This window comes from Sorangium sp. So ce363 (assembly GCF_051520435.1).
GTDB classification, from domain to species: domain Bacteria; phylum Myxococcota_A; class Polyangia; order Polyangiales; family Polyangiaceae; genus Sorangium; species Sorangium cellulosum_B.
Genome location: NZ_CP150333.1, coordinates 11,723,769 through 11,748,918 on the forward strand (window position 1 = coordinate 11,723,769; position 25,150 = coordinate 11,748,918).

Sequence of the window (25,150 nt, forward strand, 5' to 3'; positions counted from 1 at the left end):
CCTTCCTCCTCGCCGCCGTTCCACGCGGCGCTGGCGACAACCACGCGATCGTCGCTGACGCTCACGCTGGGCCATCCCCAGTAGCCCGAAGGGGCGCTCTCGATGAGCCTCCGCTGATCGATGACCGCGATGTCCGCCGGGTCGCCGACGGCGAGGGAGGTGACGGTGGTGTTCGGCGCGGCGGCGCACCCGAAGCAGGAGCCGTGCTCGTATGTCACGGCGTGGAGCCCCCTGATTTGCCGGCGCTTCGCATGGGGTGCAGACACTCCATGATACCGGACAGGTGGGTACCTCGGCGGGGGAATGGTTCATGCGGACCGTGAAGGTTCCGCCTGCGATGACGTTGCCTTCAAGGTCGCCGGTGCAGACCAGGCTCCAATCGTCCTCGGGGCTGCCGAACGTCTTGTTCCAGAGGTGGTGCCTGCCGCGTCGAGCTTCATGACGTACAGGCCGTGATCGCAAGGGAACACGACGCCGTTGTGGGATATGGGAGAGGCGATCGGCTCCGGCGCAGATGGCGTCGTGGAGGCGGTGGAAGGGGCGGCACGTTCGTCCCCGGCTTCGAGGTGGGGGATGGCGACGACCTTGCCCGCGTCGCGGGCGCGGGCGACGTCCTTCGCGGGGAGGACGAATGCTTGAACTGCTTCATCTGCCGCGGCTGCCGCGTCACACGCCAAATTCAAGCCGTCTCGCCAGGACCTCCGCATGTTCCTGAACATGGTCTCCCAAGATCCTAGAACACCGATCGCGTTGAAACCCGGAGAATTTTCACGTGGAGGCGGGGAGGGAGAAAAAATGAATCTCTCCCTCCCGCCGTCTCTCGCTCCCCGCCTCCCCGCCTCCCTGTGAAATTCATGCTTTTCTCGGGGTTTCAACCCGTTTGTCGCTCTAGATGCTCCCTGCTGCGGTAGGTTCTTGACTGCCATGAATGGCTGTCATGCCGCGGATGCTCCAGCGCCGCAGCGCGCTGCTCACGCATTGCGCACCTTCACCTGGCCAGCCCACATTTCAGGGATGATTTGTGCGCTGCGATCAGCAGCCTGCCACCTGCCGCACCGGTCGAAATCGGCCCGTTTCCTGCATCGTCATGGGCGCAACGTCGCGCCCACGGGCGCAACCGAAGAGGGAAGGAGCCGACAAATGAACCATGTGAAAATTCTTGGCCTGATCGCCGTCTGCGCAGGAGTTTGCGGGATCTCTGCGCTTGCTTCTGCGGCGAATACGGTGCCGATCGACAACCTGAACCTCGTCGAGGAGACATCAACGCCACCGTCGCCCGACAGCGTGCGTTACAACTACCGGCCGGCTGTCGGCGGCTACCGGCCGGCTGTCGGCGGCTACCGGCCGGCTGTCGGCGGCTACCGGCCGGCTGTCGGCGGCTACCGGCCGGCTGTCGGCGGCTACCGGCCGGCTGTCGGCGGCTACCGGCCGGCTGTCGGCGGCTACCGGCCGGCTGTCGGCGGCTACCGGCCGGCTATCGGCGGCTACCGGCCGGCTGTCGGCTACTATCGGCCGGCTACTGGCTACTATCGGCCCTATCGGCGCTAGGACAGGGTTGGGCCCTGCCGTGATGGGCACGGAGTTGGGCGCGGCCATCACGGAATGCCGGGTCCGCTTCGCCGAGCGCGGAATCGAACATTACGGGCGATCGCGCTGAGACATCGCACGTCAAGCGTCGCCGTCCGGCCGCGGCCTGCGCTGCGGCCGGATGGCGACGCGTTGGAAACGTGGGTGGCGAAAGCGGGTGGCACGCCGCGCGCAATACGGCTCCACAGGAGTGAGCTCCATGGACGGAACAGGAAACATAGGAAAGCGCGTGCTCTTCGTGCTTCCCGCTGCTGCGATCCACCTCGGGCTGGTGATCGTGCTGGGTGTGCTGCATGTGCGCTTGCCAAACGGAGGATGGGTGGAACATGTGGTGGGCTATTATGGCGCGCTCTCCGGGGCCAGCAGCGCGTATTCCTTCTTTGCTCCGAGCGTCGGGCCCCTGCCCTGGGCCACCTTCCAGGTCAGGGATCGCGCGGGAACGCTGACGACCGAGGTGCTGGAGACAGGAGCGAGCCGCGAAGCGGACCTCCGCGTCAAGAATATCGTCGGCATGTATTGGGATGAGCAGGACCCGGCCGCGAGGCGCTCCCTGATTGCGTCCTGGGTAGCGAAGGTGTTCGCCAAACACCCAGAGGCGGACAGCGTTGTTGTTCGAATCGAAAGCTACGATCTGCCCTCGATGGCGGAGTATCGCGCGGGCAAACAGCCACGGTGGTATCTCGAATATCAGGCCAAGTTCACCCTGAAGACGCAGCTCGCTACCGGCGAGATCAACAAAGAGGCGACGCCATGAGGCAGCGGACCCATACCCTGCTCCTGCCGAAGGCTAGAGAGGCAGCTGCGCGCCTGTGGGGCTCGATGGGGCGATTCGCGTTCGCACCCGCGTCGGCCCGGCCCCTGGCAGCGCTCCGGATAGGGCTCGCGTCGGTTCTCTTGATGCAGGCAGCGCTGATCGCGCCCATCGCTTCCGAGCTCTACTCGCGTTCGGGCATCGTGCAGGGACAGCTCCTCGACGGGGCCGGCGCGATCGGTTTCCCCCGGATCGGCCACCTCGTGAACGCATTTTCGCGCTTCGGGGTCGGTGAGAGCTCGGTGATCGCTGGCGTGGGTGTGCTCTACGCGCTGTCGCTGGTTGGCCTCCTGCTCGGCTGGAGGACGAGGTTCTCCGCGGCGTGCACATGGCTCGTGCATTTCACGTTGATGATGACCGCGGAGAGGACGAACTACGGAGCAGATCAGTTCGCGAACATCTTCCTGTTTTACCTCGTCTTCATGCCTTCTGGCGCTGTGCTGTCGCTCGATCGTGCCTTTGGGCGAGCGCCGCCTGAGCCGAGCGCGACAGCGCGCCTCGCGCTGCGGGTGGTGCAGCTGCACCTTTGTCTCGTCTACCTCTCGAGTGGTGTGGAGAAGGCATTGGGCCCAGCGTGGTGGGACGGCGACGCGATGTGGCATTCGCTCATGCTGCCCGAGTACCGGCGGTTCGATTTTTCGTGGCTCGCTCACCACGCCTGGATCGCAGTGGCCGCGGGGTGGCTCGTGCTGCTCGTGGAGATCGGGTACCCGTTCTTCATCTGGCCACGTCGGACCCGGCGGCTCTGGGTGGCAGCCACGGTCGGATTGCACGTCGGGATCGCCGTCTTCATGAGGCTCGATGTCTTCGGTGCCATCATGTCGGTGTTCACCATCGCCGCGTTTGGCGTGAAGGCGGACCCTCGACAGGCGCGAGCGCCCTCTGCTGTGGCACGCTGCGCTCAGCGTGGCGAGGCCTGACATTGTCAGTACAGGCGCTCTGCCACGTACATCGGCGCACGCATAGGGATGCGTCCGCGTCCGTCGCAGAACCGGGCGCAGCGGGTCAGCTCGCGCTGGGGTCGGCGACGCGGCCGACGAACAGGATGCTGCCCGTCGCGTTGTCGCGGATGAGGAACAGGAAGGGATTCACGAGCGCGAGCGACGCCGGCTGGGGCGCCGACTCGTCGCCGACGATGACCGCGGTCGCCGCCGCTGCCTCGGTGCCGGCCTCGTTCACGCCGACGAACGCCTTGTGGATGACGTCCTGGATGAAGGGCCGTCCGCTGGAGTTGATGCCGGTGAAGTCCGCGACCCCGGACTTGAACGCGATCTCCATCCCCATCGCCTCCAGCGTCTTCTTGAGGCTCAGCTCGTATTCGAATTTGAACTTGGGCATCGTGGTGTCGACCAGGTGCTCGCTCATCGCGGAGGCGATGCCGTCGACCTTCGCCGCGTCGAGCGACGCCTCGAACGCGTCGAGCGTGCCCTTCGCCGGCAGGACGATCACCATCGACAGCTCGTCCCCGTCGTAGGGCATCGCGATCGCCTGGTAGCCGTCGCCCTCGGCGTAGGGCATCTCCAGGTTGCCGTGCATCAGGGGCACCGTTACCTCGGTCCCATCGGCCGTCTCGAACGGGCCGTCCTCCGTCTCGGTGGGCTCGAACGGGGTGCGCCACGCCGCGTTGAAGTAGATGGCGTTCGTGAGGACCAGCACCGTCTCGGTGGTGATCGCCTCGACGGGCACCAGCTTTTCGATCTTGCCCTCGGTCTGGTCGCTGACCCAGCCGTTGATGAGATCGACCGATTCCTGCGGGAAGTCCCAGAAGTTCACGACGTGCATTCCAGCGCCGTAGTGCAGCCCGAGCGTGTCCAGGAAGGGCGCCTCGAACGAGTAGCCGATCTGCCCCCAGAGCGCGTTCATGACGTTGAGGCGAAAGCCCTCTCCGTCGGCGCCCTGGGCGCCCTGACCGCGGCTCTCGAGCTCCTGGTCGATCCAGTTGAACGCCGGATGGAGCTTGTCCTGCCCGAGGTCGAAGCGCAGCGTGTCGGCCATGGCCGTCTCGGTCTCGCCCTTCGCGCCGGCCCACGTCATCGCGAGCGCCGTCGAGATGCTGTAGGGCGAGTAGAAGACGTTGCCCGGCTCCTGGCGGAGCTGCTGGTAGAGGTCGAGCGCGAACGCGGAGTTGCCCGAGACGAGCGCGGTCTTGTCCTCCGGAGGGACGTCCGGGCTCGAGATGCGCTGCTTGTCCGAGGCGACCACGCAGAAGGGCTTGTCGGCGTCGCTGCAATCCTCGCCCTCGGGGTCGGGGTACGTGTTGGGATCGGTGGACGTCTCGCAACCGAGGATCGCGGTCAGAGACAGGACGAAGAAGGGAGCGCAGGTTCGGAGGGTTCGCTGCATGCCGCCCCGTCCAGCATCGGCCGTGCCGCGCCGGCTCCGATCGCGGGCTCGTCTATTTCCGAGGCGTAACGGGCGGAGCGACCGAGCCGCCGCGCGCGGGGCGCCCCCGAACCCTGACATCCGGCGAACAGCTGGCCCGTTCTGGCACAAGAGGCACCGTCAGCGCCGGAGCTGGCTCGCGCACCGGAAACCCCGCGAGGCGCCTCAGCGCGCCGCCAGCATCCAGGCCGGCGCCCACCAGGTGCGATGGAGCAGCCGGCGTTCGACGCGCGCGAAGCCGGCCTCGTGCAGCAGCGCCGCCCAGTCGTCGATGGGGTGCTCGAACGTGGTGCGGGTGGCGCCGCGGTCCACATAACCGAAGAGCACCGGCATCAGGAAGCCCTGCGCGACCGTGTCGAGATCGGCGCCGGCGTACTCGGCCAGCCCTTCACGGTAGCGCGCGAGCACGTGCCGCGCGGTGTCCGGCGAGAGCGGCTCGTCCATGCGCGGCGCGTCGAACTCGGCGATGAGCAGGAGATCGCAATGCGCGCGCGCCCAGCGGAGAAGCGCTGGCCTCTCGGCCGGGGCGATCGCGTGCAGGCAGAAGGTCGCCTGCGCCACCGCCCAGCGCCGCGGCGCCATGCCGGGGTCAGCGGCGAGATCCTGGAGTCGCCCGCCGAAGGCCTCGAAGTCGACGCCTCGCGCGGAGAGCGCTGCGGCGCAACGCTCGAGCAGCGGCGCCGCCGGCTCCGCCACGGTGACCCGCCGCACCGCCGGCGTCAGCGCGGGCAGGAGCGCCAGTCCATCGCCGGCGCCGATGTCGAGCAGATCGAAGGGCGCCTCCGGGTACTGGCCGGCGAGCGCCGCGCTTGTCTCCCGGTAGAGCGGCACATTGCCGCCGCCGCGGATGAAGGCGGCGAACCCCTCCGCGGACACGTAGACATTGCGCTTCCCCTCCCGGGCGACGCGCGCGAGGTGCGCCGCGGCCGCCTGGAACAGGGTGTCTCCCGGCGAGGCCGCCGCGGCGCGGGCGGCGAAGGTCGCGGCGTCCGCGTAGCGCTCGTCGGAGAACGCCAGCATCGCGAGGTAGCAAAGGCCTTCCGGCGACGGCGCCGCGACGGCCGCCGCGGCGTCGAGCCCGGCGGCGCGATGGCGATCCCATATCCTGTCCAGCATGACTCTGTCCCTTTCTTCCACGGGTTCCCGACGCCGAAGCTCGTCTACGGACAGGCTACCTGGCGGGCGGGTCTCTGCTCGCATCCGGCTCATGCCCTGCCGGCCGAAGCCGCAATCGCTGCTGAGGATCAGCCGAGCGCCCGCGCGCCCGCGCGCGTCGCGGCGAGCTCAAGAACTGGAGATGCTCTTCGAGGGCGCCCCACACGGCGGCGATGCGCGGCACCTGGCGCAGGCCGCGCGGCGTGACGAGCCAGAGCTCGAGCACTGGGCCTGCGGGCAGGCCCAGATCGAGCTCCACCAGGTCGTCGTCCAGATCGAGCGCGCTGCACGGCAAGACCGCGGCGCCGAGCCCCGCGCGCACGGCCTCGATCTGGGCGATGTAGCTGCTCACGATGAGCTTCGGTGCCTTTTTTACATGCCGCTTCTGGTAGTCGTCCTCGACGGTGGGGGTGCGGCCCAGATCGACGCCGACCCAGTCGAGCTCGTCGCGGCCCTTCTTCGAGAGCCTGCGGTGGGCGATAGGCATCGTGGGCAGGGTGACGATCCGCGCGGCCACCAGATCACCGCTCTTCGGCCGGAAGAAGCGCACGGCGATCTCGGCCTCACGATGGCCCAGATCGGCCACCTCGTAGCTGGTCAGCAGGTGGAGCGAGACGCGCGGGTGCCTCTCGGCGAGCGCCGGGAGCACGCGCGGGATGACGCCGTGTACGGCGATCGACTCCGTGAGCGCCAGTCGGACCATCCCCTCGGCCGCTCTCTCGTGGCCGCTGGCCTCGCGCACGAACTGGTCGGCGCCGGCCTCCATCGACTCGACGTGGCGGCGGAGCTGCTCGCCGAGCGGGGTGAGCATCGAGCCTCCCGGCAGTCGATCGAAGACTGCCACCCGGAGCGTTCGTTCGAAGGTCGCCATGCGCCGGCTCACCGTCGATTGCTCGATGCCGAGCTTGCGGCCGGCGGCCGAGAAGCTGCCGGCGCGCGCCACCTCCAGGAAGAGGCGCAGATCGGCCCAATCCAGGTCGGCGAGCGGCCTGCTCGCGGGCGGGGGCGCGGGAGAGCGTGCCATGCACCCACGCATGGCACAACTGCGCAGAACCGTCTACCCAGACGCTGCTGCATGGCCAAGATCGACGCATGCACCTCGTCATCCAAGGTCACCCAGCCCCCGACAGCCTGAGCGACGCGCTCGCTCGGGCCTACGCCAGCGGCCTCGAGAGAGGCGGAGCCCGCGTCGAGCTCCTGGCCCTGCGCTCGCTCGCGTTCGATCCGCACCTGCGCGCTGGCTTCAGCGGCCAGCAGGAGCTCGAGCCCGATCTCCGCCAGGCGCAGGCCACCATCGAGCGCGCGAGCCACGTGGCCTGGTTCTTCCCCACATGGTGGGCAGGGCCACCCGCGCTGGTCAAGGGCTTCATCGATCGCACCTTCTTGCCAGGATGGTCGTTCGCCTATCGAAAGCGGAGCGCGCTGCCCGAGGGGCTGCTCGCCGGCCGCAGCGCGCGCGTCGTGACCACGATGGATAGCCCGGGCTGGTGGTACCGATTCTGGCACTGGCGCTCCGTTCATACCTCGTTCATCAACGCGACATTGCGCTTCGTCGGCTTTGGGCCCGTCCGCGAGACCACCTTCTTCGATCAGAAGACGCGGACCCCCGAGCAACGAGCGGCCTGGCTCCGGGAGATGGAGCGCATCGGCGAGCGGGATGCGCGGCAATTCCCCGCCAGATCCTCCCGCACGCTGGCTGTTGCATGAAGGCGGCATCCTGCGATGCGTGCAGGATGGGTCGAGATGGCGTCGCTCTTCAGAAGGGGCAGATCGCGTAAGGAATCTTCTGAGGCTTCTTGAGCGGAGCTCGAGCACACCGCCGTCGGCTATCCTTTTGCCGATGCGTTGCCCCCGCCTCCCCGCTGGCGCCGCGCTCGCCGCGGCGCTCCTGCTGCCCTCGCTCCTCGCGTGCGCCGGCCCTGCGGCTCGACCCGCCCCTCCCGCACCGAGCGCTGGTGCATTGTCCGCGCTTCCCGTCGGCGAGGCGCGCCGGCGCGCGCGGGATCTCGGCATCGTGATCGGCCGCCTGCCCACCGGGAAGCTGAACGCGATCACCGATGTCCCCGGCGTGCGGGTCGGGCACGTGACCCATCGCCGAGGCGCCGGCCGGCTCGACCCGGGCAAAGGGCCGGTGCGCACGGGCGTGACCGTCATCCTGCCGACGTCCGATGATTTCTGGCATAACAAGGTCCCCGCCGCGAGCTTCGTCCTGAACGGGAACGGGGAGATGACCGGCCTCCATTATGTGAGGGAGTTCGGGGTGCTGGAGACGCCGATCGTCTTCACCAACACACTCGCCGTGGGGCGCGCGCTCGACGGGGCAATCCAGTACATGCTCCGGCGTTATCCAGGCATCGGCGTGGACGAGCCCACGGTGACACCGGTCGTCGGAGAGTGCGACGACAGCGCGCTGAACGACATCCGCGGGCTGCACGTGTCGGCCGAGGACGTCGTCGAGGCGGCGGAGCGCGCGGCGGGTGGCCCTGTCGAGGAAGGGGCGGTCGGCGGCGGGACGGGGATGATCTGCTACGAATTCAAGTGCGGTATCGGGACGGCGTCGCGCGTCCTGCCGGAGACCGCGGGCGGGTTCACGGTGGGCGCCATCGTGCAGGCGAACTTCGGGGCGCGCGGCGAGCTCCGGGTCGACGGGGTGCCGGTAGGGCTGGAGATCCGCGATCTCCTGCCCGTGCTGGATATTCTCGGTGAAGGCTCCCTGCTCGCCGTGGTCGCGACCGACGCGCCCCTGTCCGCGCGGCAGCTCGAGCGGGTGGCGCGGCGCATCGCGCTCGCGGTGGGGCGCACAGGGACGATATCGCGCGACGGCAGCGGCGACCTGTTCCTGGCCTTCGCGACGGGCAACCGGGTGTCGGTCGAGCCCGGCGGGCTGATACGGAGTCTCCGCGAGGTGGACGACGCGCGCCTGAACCCGATGTTCCAGGGCGCCGAAGAGGCGGTGGAAGAGGCCATCCTCAACGCGATGACCATGGCGACGACGACGTTCGGGCAGGACGATCACGTCGCCCACGCCATCCCGCTCGACCGCCTCCGCGAGGCGATGCGGCGGTATGGAAGGCTCGATGAGCCGGGGCGCTGAGCCGGACTTGCGCGCCGCGACGCCGGGTCAAAAGCCGACATGCGCGCCTCGCGGGAAGCGCGGAGTCCCGACTCAGATGATCAGCAGGAGCTCGAGCTCGCTCTCCTTTCCCGGCGCGCCCCCCGCGGGCACGTGAGGCGCGTTGACCGGCGCCAGCCGGAGCGCGCCCAGCGGCCGCGGGCCCGAGCTCTCCGGCGGAGGCCCGCCGGCGTCGGCCGCGCCGCGGGCGGCCTCGCCGTGCGCGCGCTGCGCGCAGCCGGCGATCGCGGCGCGCACCGCGCAGAAGACGCGATCCGTGTCGAGCCCCCCGGGCTCCTGAGCCGCCCTGGCAAGGCTCTCGTCGATGCAGGCGGCGCACGGGGCGGAGGTGGCCGCGAGCCGCACCACCAGCGTCGCTTCCAGGCGACCGAGCTCTACCATGTTGAATGGCACCGTGAGCGCCTTGCCGCGGCCCCGGCCGACATCGACGCTGACGAGGAGGGTATCGCCGTCACGTATCACCATGGTTTCCCGGGGAGGGCGGCCACTTACGCGCTCTGGCGCAGACTCACGAAGACTTGTGTTGACAAGGATCCACAGGCGATCGGAGCTCGCCTGTCCGCTCTTCTCCGCAGCGTCGCTGGTGCGGCCTTCTGCCATTCTCACGCCCTCCGAGGAGGCGAACCTACAGCCGTTGGAGGCGGACGGCGATGGCCCTTCCGGACAGACAATGTCCGGACGGGCGCGTCCGCCGAGGACGCCGCCGCGCCCGTCGAGCGCGGCGGACACGGAGGTCGTCGCTGCGTCCGTTGCGCCGTCCGGCGCGAGGCGGTAAGCACAGCCGGCGAGCGGAGGGCGGAGCGTGGATGAGCCGGAGCGGCGCGACGAGGACCCGGACCAGGGCGCGGGCGAGGCCGGGAGCGAGCGCGCGTCGCTCGGCATCCTGTTCCTCGCCGCGGCGTTCGCGCTCGCGCTCCTGCTGACCGTCGTGGCGCTCCTCGCGTTCGCGGCGATGAGCCCGCGGTCGCCGTCGCCGGTCGAGGTCGGCGCGCTGGTCGGCGCTCCGGTCGACGCTCTGGTCGACGCTCTGGGCGCGCTCGACCTGAGCGGCTAGCCGCAGGTCTTCTGGACCACGCCGAGCAGCGCGCTGAAGTCGACGGGCTTCTTCAGGTAGGCCGTGCCCTCGGGCGGGCCGTCGTGGCCGGAGACGATGGTCACCGGGATCGCCGCGAGGGCGTGCACCTGCTTCAGCGCGGCGAGCATCTCCTCGCCGGTCATGATCGGCATCATGAGATCGAGCAGGATGAGCCCGGGCGGCGGGTCCGCCTGGTGCAGGAGATCGAGCGCCTCCCTGCCGTTGCTGGCGCAGTAGACATCGTAGCCCGACGACTCGAGCATCTCGCGGAGCATCTCGCGGAGCTCGGCGTCGTCGTCGACCAGGAGGACGGGGGCGCGCGGGTTCGGGGGAATCGGCGTCACGCGCGGCCCGTTGAGCCCGTCGGTTGGCCGGGGTTCACTCATCGCTGTTACCTCTTCCAGACGGCGCAAGCATGCAGGAGCGATAGCAGGCGAGCACCGCGCACGCATTGCATGCCCTCAACATCGTCGGATCTTCTCCGGACATGGTTCCGGGCTACGCGGGGGCGGCGCCGATCCGCGCCGAGCAGCGGGCGAGGGGCGTGGCGGGAGCACGGGCACCGCGAGCGAAGCCATGCGAAGCGCCGAGGGTTACGGGAGTTGCGCCGCGGGTCAAGCCTCTCCGCTCTCGCCCTGCTCGCCCTCCCGCGTTCCGGGCCGGAACCCGAGCGCGCGCGCCTGGGCAGGGCGGGTGTGGCGACGGCGCCAGACCACGGCGTCGAGCATGTAATGGGTCGCCTGCGGCAGCGCGAGCAGCGGCACGAGCAGCGCCCGCGCGCGCGGCCCGAGGAGCGGCTCGTCCCCTGTCCGCGCGCCGCCGAAGAGCTCCGGCCGGTCGTGCCAGACGAGCCGGTCCCAGAGCATCTCCTCGACGAACGCGAGCGCCAGCGCGACGCCGAGGAAGGCGAGGAGCCCGGCGGCGAGGACCCGCGCGAGCAGCGAGCGCGGCGCCTCGCGGGCCCGCTCCCGGGCGTACGCGAAGACGAGCGCCATGTACGGGACCCCGTGGACGATCACGTTGGTGACCGTGAACTGGAAGTCGCTGTCGGTCGCGACGATGCCGACGTACCACGTCGCCGCGGTCGTCCCGACGACGACGTGCTTGCCGAGGTTGAGCGGCGCGCGGTCGACGCAGGCCCGCTGGATCGCGCGGGCGACGTACGCGGCGGCGAGCGCGGCGTACACCGCGCCGAGCGGGCCCACCGCGGCGGCGAGCCAGGGCGCGCTCACGAAATCGCCGTCCACGAACCACTGGAACGCGCGCGGTGGGTGAGCGTGCGCGTGCCAGTAAAGGAGCGGCCACCCCGTCGCCGCGTAGACGAGCGCGTCGTCGAGCACGCGATCGAGGCGCGAGCGCTCGCCCGCGAGCGCGCGGTAGATCGCGACCCACCCGACCTGCTGGCGGACGAAGTGGATCACGGCCACGTAGGCGAGCGCGCGCCAGAAGGTGAGCTCGGAGGCGAGGTGGAGCGCGACGCCGGCGGCGTAACAGGCGAGCGGCACGCCGGCGTAGAGCGCGGGGTGGCGGCGGAGCTCCTCCGGGTCGAGGTACGTGCGGAAGAGCGTCGTGTGCACGTGCGCCACGTCGACGCCGACCACGAAGAGCAGGAAGCCCCAGGCCGGGAGCGCGCCCCCCGTCGAGAGCGCGGCGAGGGCGAGGGCGACCGCCGCGGAGCCGCCGAACACCGCGAGGTCGACGCGGCGGCTCCACATGAAGCCGCCGCGGGCCGCGCCGCGGGGCCCGGCCGGCAGCGCGCCGAGGAGGTCGGGCCCGGCCGAGGCCAACGCCGAGACCCGCGCGTCAGCCGTGGATGGCCGCGGAGATGATCCAGGCGAGGCCCAGGATCACCGAGCCGATCACGATCGCGAGCGCCGTGTTCTGGTCGTCCTCGATCTCCTTGCGGATGGAGAAGGGGGTGAGCTTCGTGATCAGCACGAACGCCAGCAGGAAGACGATCAGCCCGACGGCGACGAAGACGAGCGTTCCGACCACGGCTTTGATCAAATTTTGAACGTCGGGCATCGGCGGTTCTCTCTGGGCGTGGGGCGGCGCGGGGCGGCGCGCGGCGCGCGCTCGTGACGTCTCGGGCTCGGGGCGTGAGCCTACGCGAGTCGGCCGGCAGGGTGAAGCGCGGTCGCTGCGCCGCGTCGCTCCTCGACGCGCGCGCCCGGGCGGCGACGTGCTATCGCCGTGCGGTGTCCACGACCGTGAGCCGAACCCTGCCCCGCCGCGCCCTCACGGCCGCGCTCGCGGCGCTCGGCCTGCTCTGCGCAGGCGCGCCCCACCTCGCCGCGGCAGCGCCTCCGTCCGGCAAGGCGGCGGGCGTACCGGCCAGCAAGGCGGCGGGCGTGCCCGCCGGCAAGGCGGCGCGCGGCGGGGGCGCGCCCATCGGGAAGGTGGCGCACACGGCGGGGGCGCCGAGGAGCGCCGCGGCGGCTCCGGCGGAAGCGCCGCTCGATCTCGCGCTGCCCGTCGAGCGGATCACGCTGAAGAACGGGATGCGCGTGGTGCTGAGCCCCGACGAGAGCTCGCCCACGGTCGCGGTGGCCGTGACGTACGACGCGGGCTCGCGCGACGAGCCGAGCGGCAGGAGCGGCGTGGCGCGCCTCGTGATGGACACGATGGCCCGGAGCAGCCGCAGCCTGCCGGCGGGCGAGCCCCAGCGCCTCGTGGCCGAGCGCGGCGGCGAGCTCCACGCCGAGGCGGACGTCGATCGCACCACCTTCACGGCGGCGCTGCCCGCGAACGAGCTCGCGCTGGCGCTGTGGCTCGAGGCCGATCGCATGAGGGCGCCCGCGCCGAGCGGAGAGGGCTTCGAGGCGCAGCGCAGGGACGCGCTCGAGCGCCGCGGCGCGGTCCTCGGCGCCGCCCACGGCCAGGGCGCGATCCGGCTCCGCGAGCTGGTCTTCCAGGGGTACTGGCCCCACGAGCACCCGGCGCTCGGCGAGGCGGACGATCTCGCGGGCGCCGAGCTCTCGTGGGCCCGCGACTTCCACGCGGCCCACTACGGCCCGAACAGGGCGGTGCTCGCGATCGCCGGCGGCTTCGACGCGGGCGCGGCGATGGCGCTCGTGCACGAGTACTTCGACGGCATCCCCGCCGTCTCGGCCGCGCCCTTCAAGGACGTGCCGTTCCCCGAGCAGACGAGCCAGCGCACCGGCGTCGTGAGGGACAGCGCCGCCCGCGCGCCGTCGATCCTCTACGGGTGGGCCGTGCCGCCGCCCGAGCACCCGGATCACCACGCGCTCGCGCTCGCGGCCTCCCTGCTCGGGCGCGGCGAGAGCTCGCGGCTCCCGGCTCTCCTCGTCGGGAACAAGGCGGTCGCGCGGTCGGTGCGGGTCGCGATCGACGGCCACCGCGGGCCCGATCTCTTCTCCATCGACGTGCGGCTCGCCGAGGACGCCCGGGTCGGCGACGTCGAGAAGCTGATCGAGGGCGAGATCCGGGCGCTCGCGACGGCGGGACCCTCGCAGGCCGAGCTGACGAGGGCGCGCCGGCTGCTCCAGTCGGCGTTCGTGGCGGGCCTCGCGGACGCGAGCGCGCGGGCGCGGGCGCTCGGCGAGCACGAGCTCCTCTTCGGGGACGCCGCCCACCTGAACGGGGAGCTCGCGCGCTACTTCGCGGTGACCCGGGAGGACGTGCAGCGCGTCGCGCGCGACCACCTCGGCCCGACGCGCCGGACGATCGTCGAGACCTATCCCCCTGCGACGCCGGGAGCCGCCCCGCCGCCGCGCGCGTCGGCCGGCGCGCCGCGGGCCGGAGGCAGGGCGCGCGCCGCGGCGCCGGAGCAGGACGCCGAGGTGGCGGCGCCGGGCAAGGGCGCAGAGAAGGCGGCGCCTGGCAAGGGCGCGGGCAAGGCCGCGCCGAGCAAGAGAGCGGACAAGGCCGCGCCTGGCAAGGGCGCGGACAAGGCCGCGCCGGGCAAGGCCGCGTCGGGCAAGGGCGCGGACAAGGCCGCGCCGGGCAAGGCCGCGTCGGGCAAGGGCGCGGACAAGGCCGCGCCGGGCGAGCGCCCGGCGAAGGCGCACGGCGCGGCGAGCCGGCCCGCGCCGGATCCGGCGCCGACGAAGCCGGCGAAACCCACGAAGAAGTGACGCGAAGAGGCGAGCGACGGAGAACGCGTGACGCGATGAACGAGCGAAGCGAGCGACGCGACCTGCGCGGGCGACGGACAGCGCGCCCCTGGCTCTCCTGGACCGCGGCGCTCGCGGCCGCCGTGACGTGCGGCTGCGCTGCTGGGCGGGCGCCGCAGCCGCCCGCGCAGGCGGGCGCGCCGGCGAGGCCCGCGCCGGCGACGTCTGCGCCAGCGGCGCCGCCGGCCGAGGTCGCTCGCGGGGAGCAGCCGCCGCCGTCCGGCCCCGCGAAGCCCGCGCGCATGCCCGCGATCGCCTGGGCCGAGCTCCCGAGCGGCCTCCGCGTCGCCACGGCGGTGAGCCGCGCGCTGCCGCTCGTGGAGGTCCGGGTGGTCATCCGCGGCGGCTCCGCGGCCGACGGCGAGCGCACCGGGCTCGCCGCGCTCACGGGCGAGCTCCTCCTGCGCGGGGGCGCGGGCGGGCTCCCCGGCCGCGAGCTGCTCGCGCGCGTCGAGTCGCTCGGCGCCTCCCTGCGGGTGGACACCGGCCTCGACGCGACCGTGATCGGGCTGCGCGCGCCCAGCGATCGCCTCGCGGAGGCGGCCCTGCTGCTCGGGCACGTCGTGCAGCGGCCGCGCCTCGACGCCGCGGAGCTCGCCAAGCTGAAGGCCCAGGCCGCCGAGGCGGCGAGGGAGCGCGCGCGCTCGGACGGCCGCTGGGGAGCGCTGATGGTCCTCTTCCGCGACCTCTACGCGCTCCCGACCGAGCTGCACCCCTACGCCTCGTTCGGCGCGACAGCGGCGGAGCTCCCGCGGATCACCGCCGCCGACTGCCGCGCGTTCCACGCGGCGTGGTACGTCCCGAAGAACACCGTGGTGGTGGTGGCGGGCGACACGACGCCCGAGGCCGCGCGCGCGGCCGTGGAGAAGGCCTTCACCGACCGCCGCGGCGCGGAGCCGCCGGCGCTCTCGTTCACCGATCCGGTGCCTCCGGCGTCGCTCAAGATCACGATCGTCGATCGCCCGAAGAGCGCGGAGAGCGAGCTCTTCCTCGGCGTGCTCGGCCCCGAGCGCAGCGCCTCGGAGTGGCCCGCGCTCGCGGTCGCGGGCGAGGTCCTCGGCGGCCCCTCCGGGCGCCTCTCGCAGGAGCTGCTCGCGCCGCGCGGGCCGGCGCGCGAGGTGTCCGCGGCGCCGCTCGACGTCGCGCACGGACCCGTCCCGCTCCTGGCTCACGTCCGCGTCCCTGCGGCGCGCACGGGCCTCGCCGCGCGGGCGATGCTCGAGCACGCGGAGCAGCTCGCGGCCGCGGCGCCCTCGCAGGAGGAGGTCGACGCCGCGGCGCGGCGGCTCACGGCCGGCCTCGGCCTCGGCCTCGGGACGGCCACCGGCCTCGCGGACGAGATCGCCGTCATGCAGGCGCTCGATCTGCCGGACGACCACCACGAGAGCTACCGCAAGGAGCTCCGGGACATCACGCCGGTCTTCGCCGGCAAGGTCGCGCACGACAACGTGCGACCGGCGCACGCTGCGATCGTCGTGGTGGGCGACGCCCAGGCGATCGGCCCGATGCTGAGCCGCCTCGGGGACGTCAAGGTGGTCGACCCGACCCGCGCCTTCGAGCGGAAGCGCACGATCCCGCGGGACGCGAGCGCCTCGCCCGCCCCGGCGCCCGGCGCTGGCCGCGCGGCGCCGGCAGAGGAGCCGCAGTGACGGCCGTCGGGCGCCGCGGGGGCGCGCGCGCTCCGCGGGCGGCGGCGCGTGGTCTTGCGCCCGCGACGCGCGCCTTCGCGCTCGCGGCGGGGCTCGCGGCCGTGTCCTCCCCGGGCGCCGTGGGGGCGCAGCCGAAGCCTGCGCCGGCGGCCGCAGCGCCGGCGGCGCAGGCTTCGGCGGCGGCACCCGCGCAGCTCGACGGCGCGACATACGACTACGAGCACCCGTCTGCGCCGGCGAGCGGCGCCGCCGAGCAGGGCGCAGCGCAGGCCGGGGCTGCCGCGCCTCCGGTGCCGCCGGAGCGGCGCTGGCGGGGTCGCGCCTTCGTGCACCGCCTGGCGGCCGCCGATCCCGCGCGGCCGCTGCCGATCCTCGTGTTCCTGCACGGCACCAACGAGGCGCGGATCGAGCACCGCTGGATGGGGGGCGGCCAGGAGGGCGACGTGCGCCGGATCGCGGCGCAGCTCATGGAGGCGGGCCGGATCCCGCCGATGCTGGTCGCCGCGCCGAGCGCCGTGCTCCCGGCGGCGGTCGCCGTCGCGCGGACGAGCTGGCCTGCCTTCGATCTGGACGCGTTCCTCGACGCCACGGCCGCGCGGCTGCGCGGCGTCGCGACCCTCGACCGCGCGCGCGTCGTCGTCGCGGGCCACTCCGGCGGCGGCTGCAACAAGGCGGGCGGCATCGCGACCGCTTTGAGCGCGTCCACCCCCGTGCACGCGGCGCTCGTGATCGACACGTGCATGGACGTCGACATCGCGCTCCCCCTCGCGCGCTCGCGCCCGACCACGCACGTCGTCGTGTCGTGGCAGACGATGACCTGGGCCAAGCGCCCCATCGCCGACTTCCGCCGCGCCTTCCAGCGCGGCGTCGAGGCGCACCCTGCGGCGCCGGGCGTCCTCCGCGAGCTCGAGCCGCTCGTCCCGACGGAGCCGATGCCCCACGACGCCATGGTGCCCCTGGTGCTGCGGCGCTGGCTGCCGCCGCTCCTCTCGCCGGACGCCGCGCCGAGCGTGCCCTGCGTCTCGCCGTGACCGTCCCGGGGCGCGCCGCCTCCGCCACCGCTACCCGCGCGGCGCCGAGGCAGCGCCGCGCGCAGAACAGCTCGAGAGGGCTGACCGGCACCCCTCGAGCGCGTGCCCCGTGTTAGGTCGTGTACAGGATGAAGCTCAACCTGTTGACCGTCGCACTCGCCGCTTCGGCGGCGGTTGTTCTCCTTGACGCGCAGGCCAGGGCGGACTGCGGCTGTTCAGGGAGCCCGAGCACCGTCACGTCCGATTCGAGCGGCCCTTGCCTGCGCTACGCGGCGCCATCGGGGTCGAGCAACGACATCACGTTCCGCTTCGATAAGGCCTATGCCTGCGGTCAGTATGCGACGGGCGAGTACTTCGTCATCAGCGAGAACGGCGTCGCCAGCATCACGACCATCACGCCCGAGGCGGCCGGCGGCCGTCACGGTGTGGACGTGAACCCTCCCCCCGACGGGCCGCAGCGGTGGGACGACCGGCTCGACGACCATGCACCGCCCATCAGCCTGCCTTACGCTGCGCCGCCCGGCAGCTCCGTCGTGAAGTACGTGTCCGACAACCCGTCGGGCGATTGCGATGGCGCCGGTGAGAAGTCGTGCGGGCGTTTCGCGGCGGTGGTCACGGTGATCGACGCGCCGCCCGCTGACCCGAGCACGACCTTTCGTCCTCCTTTCGTGGGCACGAACAAGCCCGTGCTCTCGACCTCCACGCTGCAGACGCAGCTCCTGTCCCGTCTGCAGGCCGCGTGCGCCGACACCCCCTCGCAGGAGACGGCCCTGGCCTGGACGCGCCACCTCCGCCTCGATTACACGAGCCACTCGGTCACGTGCGACCTCATGCCGCCGGAGGACGCGCTCCCCGACGGCAGGCCGTGGTCGACCGACATCTGGGCGCGCGACACCGACGTCTACGCTTGGCTTCATCTCGCCGATGTTTGCGGCGCGCCGCCCTGCACGCCCGAGGAGGATCTCGCCGCCAAATTCCCCGTGCTCGTCGGCTACGTGCAGCACGGTATCGACATCTGGGGTGTCGACAGGATGGGCGCGAGCCTGTTCCGAGGCGGCGGCGGCAATGGCGGCGGCAAGCTCTTCGCTTATGCCTTCGCGGCCGCGATGCTGGCGGACCCGGCGATGCTGGCGGACCTCGCGGCCGTCGATGCGCGCCGATTCTTCGAGACGGCCAGCTATTACGCCGGCAAGAACGGCGCCGCCCTGTGGGGCCAGCCCGTCGGTACGGAGGAGGAGTACTGGGACGACTTCTCCGACCAATCCACCCGGACGATTCGAGACCCCTATGGGTACATCGACGGCGGCTTCGAGCCTGGCGGATGGTATCAAGACAACACGGCCAAACCGACGAAATACTCGGCGCTCCTCATGCGGCTCATGCCTGCGCTCGCGGCGGCATGGCCGGTCAACAAGGACGTCGTCCTCTCTTATGCGGATCGCTGGGTCGACCACGGCGCCTTGACACAGCCGGATCCCTGCGCGCCTGTCGGGGGCCAGTACGGCTCCGATCACGGTCCTGACGGGAGCGGAGATTGTATCTCCGGCTCGGGGAGGGTGCCCGAGCTCGATGGGAGCAACAAGGACGGGGGCAATCGTGAACGAGCGATGGGTGAGTGCATGTGGAGCAGCTTCCGGGGCTGCTCCGAGACCTGCTCCTGCCCGGGTCAGTCGTGTGAGCCCACGAGCCAGTGCGGTGATGGCACGATCGAGGCTCCCGAGGAATGCGACGGCGACGATGCCGGGAGCTGCCCCGCGGGCTGTGTCCCTCCCGGCCAGCCGAACGGTTGCAGGTGCGTGGCCGCTGCCGCCGGTAGCGGCACGGGATCATCCGCATCCAGCGGCGGCTCCAGCACATCGAACAGCGCAGGTGGAGAAGGCGATGAAGGCGGCGGGTGCACCTGCGGAATGGCCGGTCGAACCGCCCCGACGGGTGCTCTGGCGGCATGGATGGCCGTCTGGGCGGCGGCCTTTCATCGCGTCATCCGGCGCCGCCGCATGATTTCCCTCACGGCCGGGCGAACCGGTTGGCGAACGCGCTCACGATGACGTTCTGACCGGGGTGATGGCGCCGTATGGCGCTGATTTACCACCCTTGCGCACCTCATGGTGGATCCGGAGACTCCTGAGCGAGGCGCTTCCGTCGTTCCTGATTCCAGCCTCGCCCGCCCGGTGGTACCGTGGCTGACATGCCCCGGTCTCGGCGTCCAGGAGCGTTGTCGCATCAGCGCGTCAATGAGCTTGGGCACGGCGACGGCACGGAGGGTACCGCTCGTGTGGCAAGCATCAACTTCCGGTGGACGATCTGACGTCAATCTCCCGATGGCGGACAGCGCGCGTGCCGCTGCGGCGCGCTCTGACCGCTCCGGTGACGCCGCTCCCGCTTCTTCTGCAGCCGGGCGGGGCGACGTAGCCCAGGACCCGCGGCGCAACCAGCTCGTCGCCGGGCGGTACAAGCTCTCGCGGCTGGTCGGACGCGGCGCCATGGGCGAGGTGTGGCTCGCGCACGACAGGGCCCTGCGGATCGACGTCGCGCTCAAGCTCCTCACGGTCCGGCGCGAGAGCCAGGCCGGCACCGCGCTGGAGCGCTTCCGGTTCGAGGCCCAGGTCGCGGCGCAGCTGGCGCAGAAGACGGACCACGTCGTCGCCGTGCACGACGTCGGCAACGACCCTGCCGCGGGCCCGTACCTCGTCATGGGTTACGTTCGAGGTCGGTCCCTGAGGCAGCTCATGCAGGAGCGGGGGCCGATCTCCCCGGCGGAGCTCGCCCCGCTCCTCGGCCAGATCGGCGAGGCCCTCTCCGTCGCGCACGGCCTCGGCATCGTGCACCGCGACATCAAGCCGACGAACGTGCTGCTCGAGGAGGAGCGCAGCGGTGAGGTGCGCGCCAAGGTCGCGGATTTCGGCATCGCCAAGTGGATCCGAAAGGAGCTGCCAGCCGACTTTCCCCGCAGGACCGTCGACGGCGTGGTGCTGGGCACGCCGGCGTACCTGAGCCCGGAGCACGCCTGCGATGGGGACACCAACCCGCACTCGGACATGTGGGCGCTCGCGGTCGTCTCGTACGAGGCGCTCACGGGCCGGCTGCCCTTCCCGGGCCACACCATGAGCGACGTGCTCGCCTCGATCCTGGCCACAGCGCAACCGCCAGGGCCGGCGCTGTACCCGGAGGCGCCGCCAGCGCTCTCGGCCTGGTTCGCGCGCGCGTTCGCCCTGAACCCGACGGAGCGGTTCCCCTCGATCGAGGCCATGGTCGCCGCCTACGAGGCCGCCGTCGGCGCGTCGGGTGCGCCGGCGCGCGCCGAGCGGGCCGAGCCCGCGCGCCGGGGCAAGCTGGGCCTCGCGGCCGGCCTCGTCGTGGCGCTCGGCGTCGTGCTGTCGACCGGCGCGCTGTGGGCGCAGGCACAGGTCCCCGCCGCGCTGCGGGCGTCGAGCGTCGACGCGCGCGCCGCGTCCGTGGTCCGCGCCGCGCGGGCGCGCATCGCGGCCCAGGCGAGCCCACGCCCAGCAGCGAGATCGGGTGACGCCGCGGCGGTGGAGGCCGCTGTCCCCGCGCCCGACGAGGCCTCCGTCCCCGGGGCCGCGCCGCGCCCCCTCGCCGCGCAGGCCGCGCGCCCGGTCGACCCGCGCCCGGCGCCGCGGAGCGCTCGCATCCCCCGCGGTGACCGCGCGACCGGCGCGCGAAGCGTGCCCACCGAACGCGATCTGCTCAGGACGCGTCACTGAGCGGTCGTTGCCAACCAGCGCGTGAGTGAAATCGGCGGGTCGGCGCGCGCCTCAGGCGCTCGATGATCGCGCCATGCGGGCAGGCTTGGCTGTCATCGTCGTGTCCAGACACAAGCTTTGTGCGCGGTGGCGCCCTGCTTGCATCAAGACGGCAGCGTCAGGTGCAGCCATGGCGCAAGAAGCCCCCAAGCCGGCCGAGAAGAGACGGCCAAAGCATGTACGCAGCCCCCTGAAAGGCGTTGCGCCGAGCCGCCCCAGGGGACTGCCTGCGCAGGATGATCGAGACCAAGCGCCGAAGGCCGAGAAGGACCGCTCGCCCGCGCCGCCTGGCGAGCGGTCGACCCAGGCGCCCCACGGGGTGCCTCCGCGTGGGCACGAACCGCGCGGCGGGCGCGACCGGAGCGAGGGGCAACGCCGAAGCAGCGCCGAGCAGGCTCACGGTCAGCGTGAGCTCGCTCAGCAGCTTCGCGTCGATAGCCTCCGCTGCTCGACGATGGCCGGCTCCGGACACCCGACCTCCAGCCTGTCGGCGGCCGATCTCATGGCGGTGCTCCTCCGCGACTACCTCCGCTGGGACCTGAGCCATCCGGAGAACCCGAACAACGATCACCTGATCTTCTCGAAGGGCCACGCCTCCCCGCTGCTCTACGCGATGCTCAAGGCGGCGGGCGTCATCTCCGACGCGGAGCTCCTGTCGTACCGGCGCTTCGGGAGCCCGCTGCAGGGGCACCCGGTGCCGACGCTCCCCTGGGTCGACGTCGCGACCGGCTCCCTGGGTCAGGGGCTCCCCGTGGGCGTCGGGATCGCGCTCTCCGGGAAGTACCTCGAGAAGGCTCCCTACCGTGTCTGGGTGTTGCTCGGCGACAGCGAGATGTCCGAGGGATCCATCTGGGAGGCGTTCGACCACGCGCGCCACACGAAGCTCGGCAACCTCATTGCCATCCTCGACATGAACCGCCTCGGGCAACGCGGACAGACACCCCTCGGCTGGGACTCCGCGGCCTATGCGGCGCGCGCCCGCGCGTTCGGCTGGCGTGCCCTGGAGATCGACGGCCACGATCCAGCCGCCATCTCTGGCGCCTATGCCGATGCCCTCCGCGCCTCGGACGCTCCCGCGCTGATCGTCGCGCGCACGGTGAAGGGAAAGGGCGTGTCCCTCGTCGAGGACAAGGACGGCTGGCACGGAAAGGCGCTCGACAAGGCGCAGTGCGCGAAGGCGATCGAAGAGCTGGGAGGCATACGCGATATCGTCATCGAGCCAGAGGCGCCTGCGCCGGGTGAGCCTGCTCCGCGGCCCACCGCCGGGCCGCTGAGGCTCCCCATCTACGAGCGCTCCGCGGCCGTCGCGACGCGGAGAGCCTACGGCGACGCGCTCGAGGCGCTCGGCGCTGCGCGCGCGGATATCGTCGCCGTGGACGCCGAGGTCAACAACTCGACCTTTGCCGAGGAGTTCGCGAAGGCTCATCCAGATCGCTATTTCGAGATGTTCATCAGCGAACAGCAGATGGTGGCCGCCGCCGTCGGGCTGAGCGTCCGGCGCTGGTCGCCCTTCGCGTCGACGTTCGCGGCTTTCCTCACGCGCGCCCACGATTTCCTCCGGATGGCCGCGGTGTCGAGGGCCAATATCCGCGTGTGCGGCTCGCACGCGGGCGTATCCATCGGCGAGGACGGCCCGTCGCAGATGGGGCTCGAGGATCTGGCCATGATGCGCGCCGTCCACGGGAGCACCGTGCTCTATCCGTGCTGCGCCAATCAGACCGCTCGGTTGGTCGCCGCCATGGCCGATCAGAAGGGCATCGTCTATCTCCGAACGACGCGCGAGAAGACGCCCATCCTGTACGATGCGACCGAAGCGTTCCCCATCGGCGGGAGCAAGGTGCTGCGCGAGACACCCCACGATCGCGTGACGATCATCGCTGCGGGCATCACCGTCCACGAGGCGTTGAAGGCCCACGCAGAGCTCGAGGCGAGCGGGCTCTCCGCTCGAGTCCTCGACGCGTATGGCATCAAGCCGATCGACGCCGCCGGCATCCGCGCGGCGGTGCAGGCCACCTCTGGAAACGCCGTCGTCGTGGAGGATCACTGGGCCGAGGGCGGCCTGGGCGACGCCGTGCTCGAGGCCTTGGCTGGCGAAGAGCCCGTCGTCGCGCGCGTCGTCCACCTCGCCGTGAGGGAGATGCCCGGCTCGGGCACCCCGGCCGAGCTCCTGCGCGCGGCGGGGCTTGATGCTTCCGCCATCGCTGGCGCGGCGAAGCGCCTCCTCTCCGACGCAGCACGCCGCGCGCGATAGCCCTGGCCTCGCGCGCGGCGAGCGCGGGCACGCCGCGGATCGGGCGATGTGGCGAAGGGCTCGCGTGGTTGAAGGCGGACCTCGCGTCGGGGGAGTGGGATCGCAAGTACGGGGCGCTGCGACGCCTGGAGTCGCTGGCCCCGGGTCATCGCGTGCTGCTCGCCGAGCTGGCGTGACGCACCACCTGGGCAGAGCGTGCCACGCAGCTCGTCTCCGGTGACAGAGGCGTGCCCTGCGTCTCGCGGTGACCCGCCTCGGCACCCGCGCGGGTGCCGAGGCGGAGGCGCGCACAAAAGAAAAAAGAGCGCCCGTCCGACGGTGTGGGGGGGGAAACCGTCCCTCAGGCGCTCCGGGGTCAGGGCTATGCAGGAGCTGGGCCAGGGATCTCCTGACGAGGGTCCGTGAATTTACGTAGGCGTTGTACGGGTGAGGCTTTCGTTTTTGGTGTGGCGGATTTCGTTGGTGAAGCGCAGGGGCGCCATCTCCCGCGAGCGGTGGCACGGTGGCGCTCGCCCGAGCGCCAGACGAGCGCTGCGCCTGAGCAGCCAGGCGAGCGCTGCGCCTAGGCAGGGCGGTGGGGCGTGCCGGCGATGGCTCCTACGCGGCGCGTCTTCGCCACGCGCCTCGCCTGCTGCCGGATGTGCTCCACGGCCTTCTCGAAGAAGGCCTCGGGGGAGGTCTTGCTGACGGTGATCTGCTCTCCGCCGATGAGGACGACGAGGAGGCCCCTGTCGGTCCTGCCCACCGCGAAGAAGTCGACGGTGAACGGCAGCTCTTCCTCGACGGTGAGGGACAGCTGGCACTTCAAGACCTCGCCGACGCCGGGCTGATTCTCGACGACGAACCGCTGCAAGAGCCCGTTGGCGTGGGCGTCTCCGGCGATCCGGTTGAGCGCCCACTTGTCCCTCGGCCAGGCCATGTGGTCGCGGAGCTCGGTTATCCATTGCAAGAGCTCCTCGGCGACCTGGCCGATCGCCGCCTTGGAGGCCTCATAGGACAGCTTGATCTGCTCGTATTTCGTCATCGGGGCTCCATCGCTCTCCGGCGCGCGCCCTCGAGGCTACCAGATCGCCGCGCCTCGCCGCACGCGGATCGGGCCCCTCGGCCTCGCCGACGCCGCGGGATTCGTCGGCGCAGCGCGCGGCGCGCGGCGTCGCGGGCGGCCTCGAGGCGCTCGCGCTCCCTGATCTCTGGGCGCCGCGGCCGACGGGACCGGCCGGGCTCGCTCAGGCGTATTGTTGCAGCAGCGCGCCGCGCATGGGGTTGTCGCAGGCCTTCACCGCCGCGCGGAGCGCGTCCCTGTCGACCGGCACCCTGTGCAAGCTGACGTTGACCGCGCCGCCCTGCGCCTCCACGGTCGCGTACTCGGCGTGGTGCAGCAGCGTCGGCGGCCCGCCGTTCGCGTACTCCTTGAACGGGAGCCCGACGCTGCCCGGGTTCACGAGGAGCGTGCCTCGGTGCTGGCGGAGCATCTGGAGGTGCGTATGCCCTCCGGCCATCACCGTCGCCGCGTGGCCCGCGAGGCGGCGATCGAGCTCCTCCGGCGGGGTGTTCGCGAGGAGATCCTCCATGTGAGACCGGGGCGACCCGTGGAACACGAGGAGCGTCGAGTGAGCGTCGAGCGGGATCTCGAGGCGCGCCTGGAACGTGCGCAGGAAGGCGAGCTCGTCTCTCGACAGCCGATCACGGCACCAGTCCACCGCGTCGACGACGATGGGGGCCTCGGTGTAGGTGCGGATCAGCTCCGGATCCAGCATGAACTCGTCGTGGTTCCCGAGGATGCACGGGCACCCGAGCTCCTGCAGCATGTCCAGGATGGCCGAGGGCCGCGGCCCCAGCGTCGCGACGTCGCCGAGGCAGATCACCTGATCGACGCCCGTCGCCCGGATGCTGGCCAGCACGGCCCTGAGCGCCACTTCATTGCCGTGGATGTCGGATATCAGCGCGATCCGCATGGCAAGACCCCCTTCAGCGGCCATCGAGACGTTGGAGCGGCTCTCGGCGCCTCGCGGCGTCCGATCGGCGGACTCGTGACGATAGACCATGTCCGCCGGCGCCTCCAGCCCCTCGCGCCCCGCCGGGCGAGGCGGCGCGACGGCGCGGCGGCGCGACGGCTGGCGGCGATGGAGACGCACGTCACAGCCGCGAAGTTTCCCCAGTCTCCCTGCACGCTCCC

Annotated in this window: 21 protein-coding genes; 12 read left to right on the plus strand and 9 right to left on the minus strand. The window is 71.7% G+C overall.

The genetic code is table 11. The features are described from left to right. Positions 1 to 1,140: 1,140 nt before the first annotated feature. The 3 genes from WMF12_RS44120 to WMF12_RS44130 all read left to right on the plus strand — a co-directional run bounded on the left by WMF12_RS44120 (position 1,141) and on the right by WMF12_RS44130 (position 3,318). Complete coding sequence (locus tag WMF12_RS44120; RefSeq protein WP_437854695.1) at positions 1,141 to 1,548, plus strand: hypothetical protein; 408 nt, start codon at positions 1,141 to 1,143, stop codon at positions 1,546 to 1,548. 238 nt (positions 1,549 to 1,786) lie between these two features. Then, on the plus strand, positions 1,787 to 2,341 hold the full coding sequence (locus WMF12_RS44125) for a hypothetical protein (protein ID WP_437854696.1): 555 nt from the start codon (positions 1,787 to 1,789) through the stop codon (positions 2,339 to 2,341). Beyond that, on the plus strand, positions 2,338 to 3,318 hold the full coding sequence (locus tag WMF12_RS44130) for an HTTM domain-containing protein (RefSeq protein WP_437742722.1): 981 nt from the start codon (positions 2,338 to 2,340) through the stop codon (positions 3,316 to 3,318). The genes WMF12_RS44125 and WMF12_RS44130 overlap by 4 nt, the downstream gene beginning before the upstream one ends. 85 nt (positions 3,319 to 3,403) lie before the next feature. Here WMF12_RS44130 and WMF12_RS44135 read toward each other — a convergent pair whose 3' ends face one another. The 3 genes from WMF12_RS44135 to WMF12_RS44145 form a co-directional block, all read right to left on the minus strand. Beyond that, positions 3,404 to 4,741, minus strand: coding sequence for a serpin family protein (locus WMF12_RS44135; protein WP_437854697.1), 1,338 nt, complete (start codon positions 4,739 to 4,741; stop codon positions 3,404 to 3,406). Between the two features lie 204 nt (positions 4,742 to 4,945). After that, on the minus strand, positions 4,946 to 5,896 hold the full coding sequence (locus WMF12_RS44140) for a class I SAM-dependent methyltransferase (RefSeq protein ID WP_437854698.1): 951 nt from the start codon (positions 5,894 to 5,896) through the stop codon (positions 4,946 to 4,948). A 55-nt stretch (positions 5,897 to 5,951) separates the two neighbouring features. Beyond that, the gene (locus tag WMF12_RS44145) at positions 5,952 to 6,959 is read right to left on the minus strand and encodes a LysR family transcriptional regulator (RefSeq protein ID WP_437854699.1); all 1,008 of its coding nucleotides are present in this window, start codon (positions 6,957 to 6,959) and stop codon (positions 5,952 to 5,954) included. A 68-nt stretch (positions 6,960 to 7,027) separates the two neighbouring features. Here WMF12_RS44145 and WMF12_RS44150 point away from each other — a divergent pair, with 68 nt between their 5' ends. Together WMF12_RS44150 and WMF12_RS44155 are read left to right on the plus strand one after the other, a co-directional pair. Further along, positions 7,028 to 7,642 carry an NAD(P)H-dependent oxidoreductase gene (locus WMF12_RS44150; RefSeq protein ID WP_437854700.1) on the plus strand — a complete coding sequence of 205 codons (615 nt, stop codon included), beginning with the start codon at positions 7,028 to 7,030 and terminating at the stop codon, positions 7,640 to 7,642. A 133-nt stretch (positions 7,643 to 7,775) separates the two neighbouring features. Beyond that, the gene (locus tag WMF12_RS44155) at positions 7,776 to 9,029 is read left to right on the plus strand and encodes a P1 family peptidase (RefSeq protein WP_437854701.1); all 1,254 of its coding nucleotides are present in this window, start codon (positions 7,776 to 7,778) and stop codon (positions 9,027 to 9,029) included. Positions 9,030 to 9,101: 72 nt separating this feature from the next. Here the strand turns inward: WMF12_RS44155 and WMF12_RS44160 are convergent, their stop codons facing one another. Further along, entirely contained in the window at positions 9,102 to 9,533 is a 432-nt protein-coding gene (locus tag WMF12_RS44160) for a hypothetical protein (RefSeq protein ID WP_437854702.1), read from the minus strand. A gap of 337 nt (positions 9,534 to 9,870) precedes the next feature. Between WMF12_RS44160 and WMF12_RS44165 the strand changes: the two genes are divergently transcribed. Further along, positions 9,871 to 10,122, plus strand: a complete 252-nt coding sequence (locus WMF12_RS44165) for a hypothetical protein (RefSeq protein ID WP_437854703.1) — start codon at positions 9,871 to 9,873, stop codon at positions 10,120 to 10,122. Here WMF12_RS44165 and WMF12_RS44170 read toward each other — a convergent pair. From WMF12_RS44170 to WMF12_RS44180, 3 genes are all read right to left on the minus strand, one after another. Then, complete coding sequence (locus tag WMF12_RS44170) at positions 10,119 to 10,529, minus strand: response regulator (RefSeq protein WP_437742733.1); 411 nt, start codon at positions 10,527 to 10,529, stop codon at positions 10,119 to 10,121. The two genes, WMF12_RS44165 and WMF12_RS44170, sit on opposite strands and share 4 nt — an antisense overlap. 228 nt (positions 10,530 to 10,757) lie before the next feature. Next, positions 10,758 to 11,930, minus strand: coding sequence for a hypothetical protein (locus tag WMF12_RS44175; protein WP_437854704.1), 1,173 nt, complete (start codon positions 11,928 to 11,930; stop codon positions 10,758 to 10,760). 16 nt (positions 11,931 to 11,946) lie between these two features. Beyond that, positions 11,947 to 12,168 carry a DUF350 domain-containing protein gene (locus WMF12_RS44180; protein ID WP_437742735.1) on the minus strand — a complete coding sequence of 74 codons (222 nt, stop codon included), beginning with the start codon at positions 12,166 to 12,168 and terminating at the stop codon, positions 11,947 to 11,949. Positions 12,169 to 12,353: 185 nt separating this feature from the next. Here WMF12_RS44180 and WMF12_RS44185 point away from each other — a divergent pair, with 185 nt between their 5' ends. The 6 genes from WMF12_RS44185 to WMF12_RS44210 all read left to right on the plus strand — a co-directional run bounded on the left by WMF12_RS44185 (position 12,354) and on the right by WMF12_RS44210 (position 22,974). Further along, positions 12,354 to 14,240, plus strand: coding sequence for an insulinase family protein (locus WMF12_RS44185; RefSeq protein WP_437854705.1), 1,887 nt, complete (start codon positions 12,354 to 12,356; stop codon positions 14,238 to 14,240). 35 nt (positions 14,241 to 14,275) lie between these two features. After that, positions 14,276 to 15,928 (plus strand): M16 family metallopeptidase, encoded by a 1,653-nt coding sequence (locus WMF12_RS44190; RefSeq protein WP_437854706.1) that lies wholly within the window; start codon positions 14,276 to 14,278, stop codon positions 15,926 to 15,928. Next, positions 15,925 to 16,959: a hypothetical protein gene (locus WMF12_RS44195; RefSeq protein WP_437854707.1), complete on the plus strand. Its 1,035-nt coding sequence runs from the start codon at positions 15,925 to 15,927 to the stop codon at positions 16,957 to 16,959. The genes WMF12_RS44190 and WMF12_RS44195 overlap by 4 nt, the downstream gene beginning before the upstream one ends. 128 nt (positions 16,960 to 17,087) lie before the next feature. Continuing rightward, positions 17,088 to 19,007, plus strand: coding sequence for a hypothetical protein (locus WMF12_RS44200; protein WP_437854708.1), 1,920 nt, complete (start codon positions 17,088 to 17,090; stop codon positions 19,005 to 19,007). Positions 19,008 to 19,280: 273 nt separating this feature from the next. Next, entirely contained in the window at positions 19,281 to 20,684 is a 1,404-nt protein-coding gene (locus WMF12_RS44205; protein ID WP_437854709.1) for a protein kinase domain-containing protein, read from the plus strand. Between the two features lie 358 nt (positions 20,685 to 21,042). Beyond that, positions 21,043 to 22,974 (plus strand): transketolase, encoded by a 1,932-nt coding sequence (locus WMF12_RS44210; RefSeq protein ID WP_437854710.1) that lies wholly within the window; start codon positions 21,043 to 21,045, stop codon positions 22,972 to 22,974. Positions 22,975 to 23,536: 562 nt separating this feature from the next. Here WMF12_RS44210 and WMF12_RS44215 read toward each other — a convergent pair. Continuing rightward, on the minus strand, positions 23,537 to 23,998 hold the full coding sequence (locus WMF12_RS44215; RefSeq protein ID WP_437854711.1) for a hypothetical protein: 462 nt from the start codon (positions 23,996 to 23,998) through the stop codon (positions 23,537 to 23,539). A 202-nt stretch (positions 23,999 to 24,200) separates the two neighbouring features. Further along, positions 24,201 to 25,109: a metallophosphoesterase family protein gene (locus WMF12_RS44220; protein WP_437854712.1), complete on the minus strand. Its 909-nt coding sequence runs from the start codon at positions 25,107 to 25,109 to the stop codon at positions 24,201 to 24,203. Between the last annotated feature and the right edge of the window lie 41 nt (positions 25,110 to 25,150).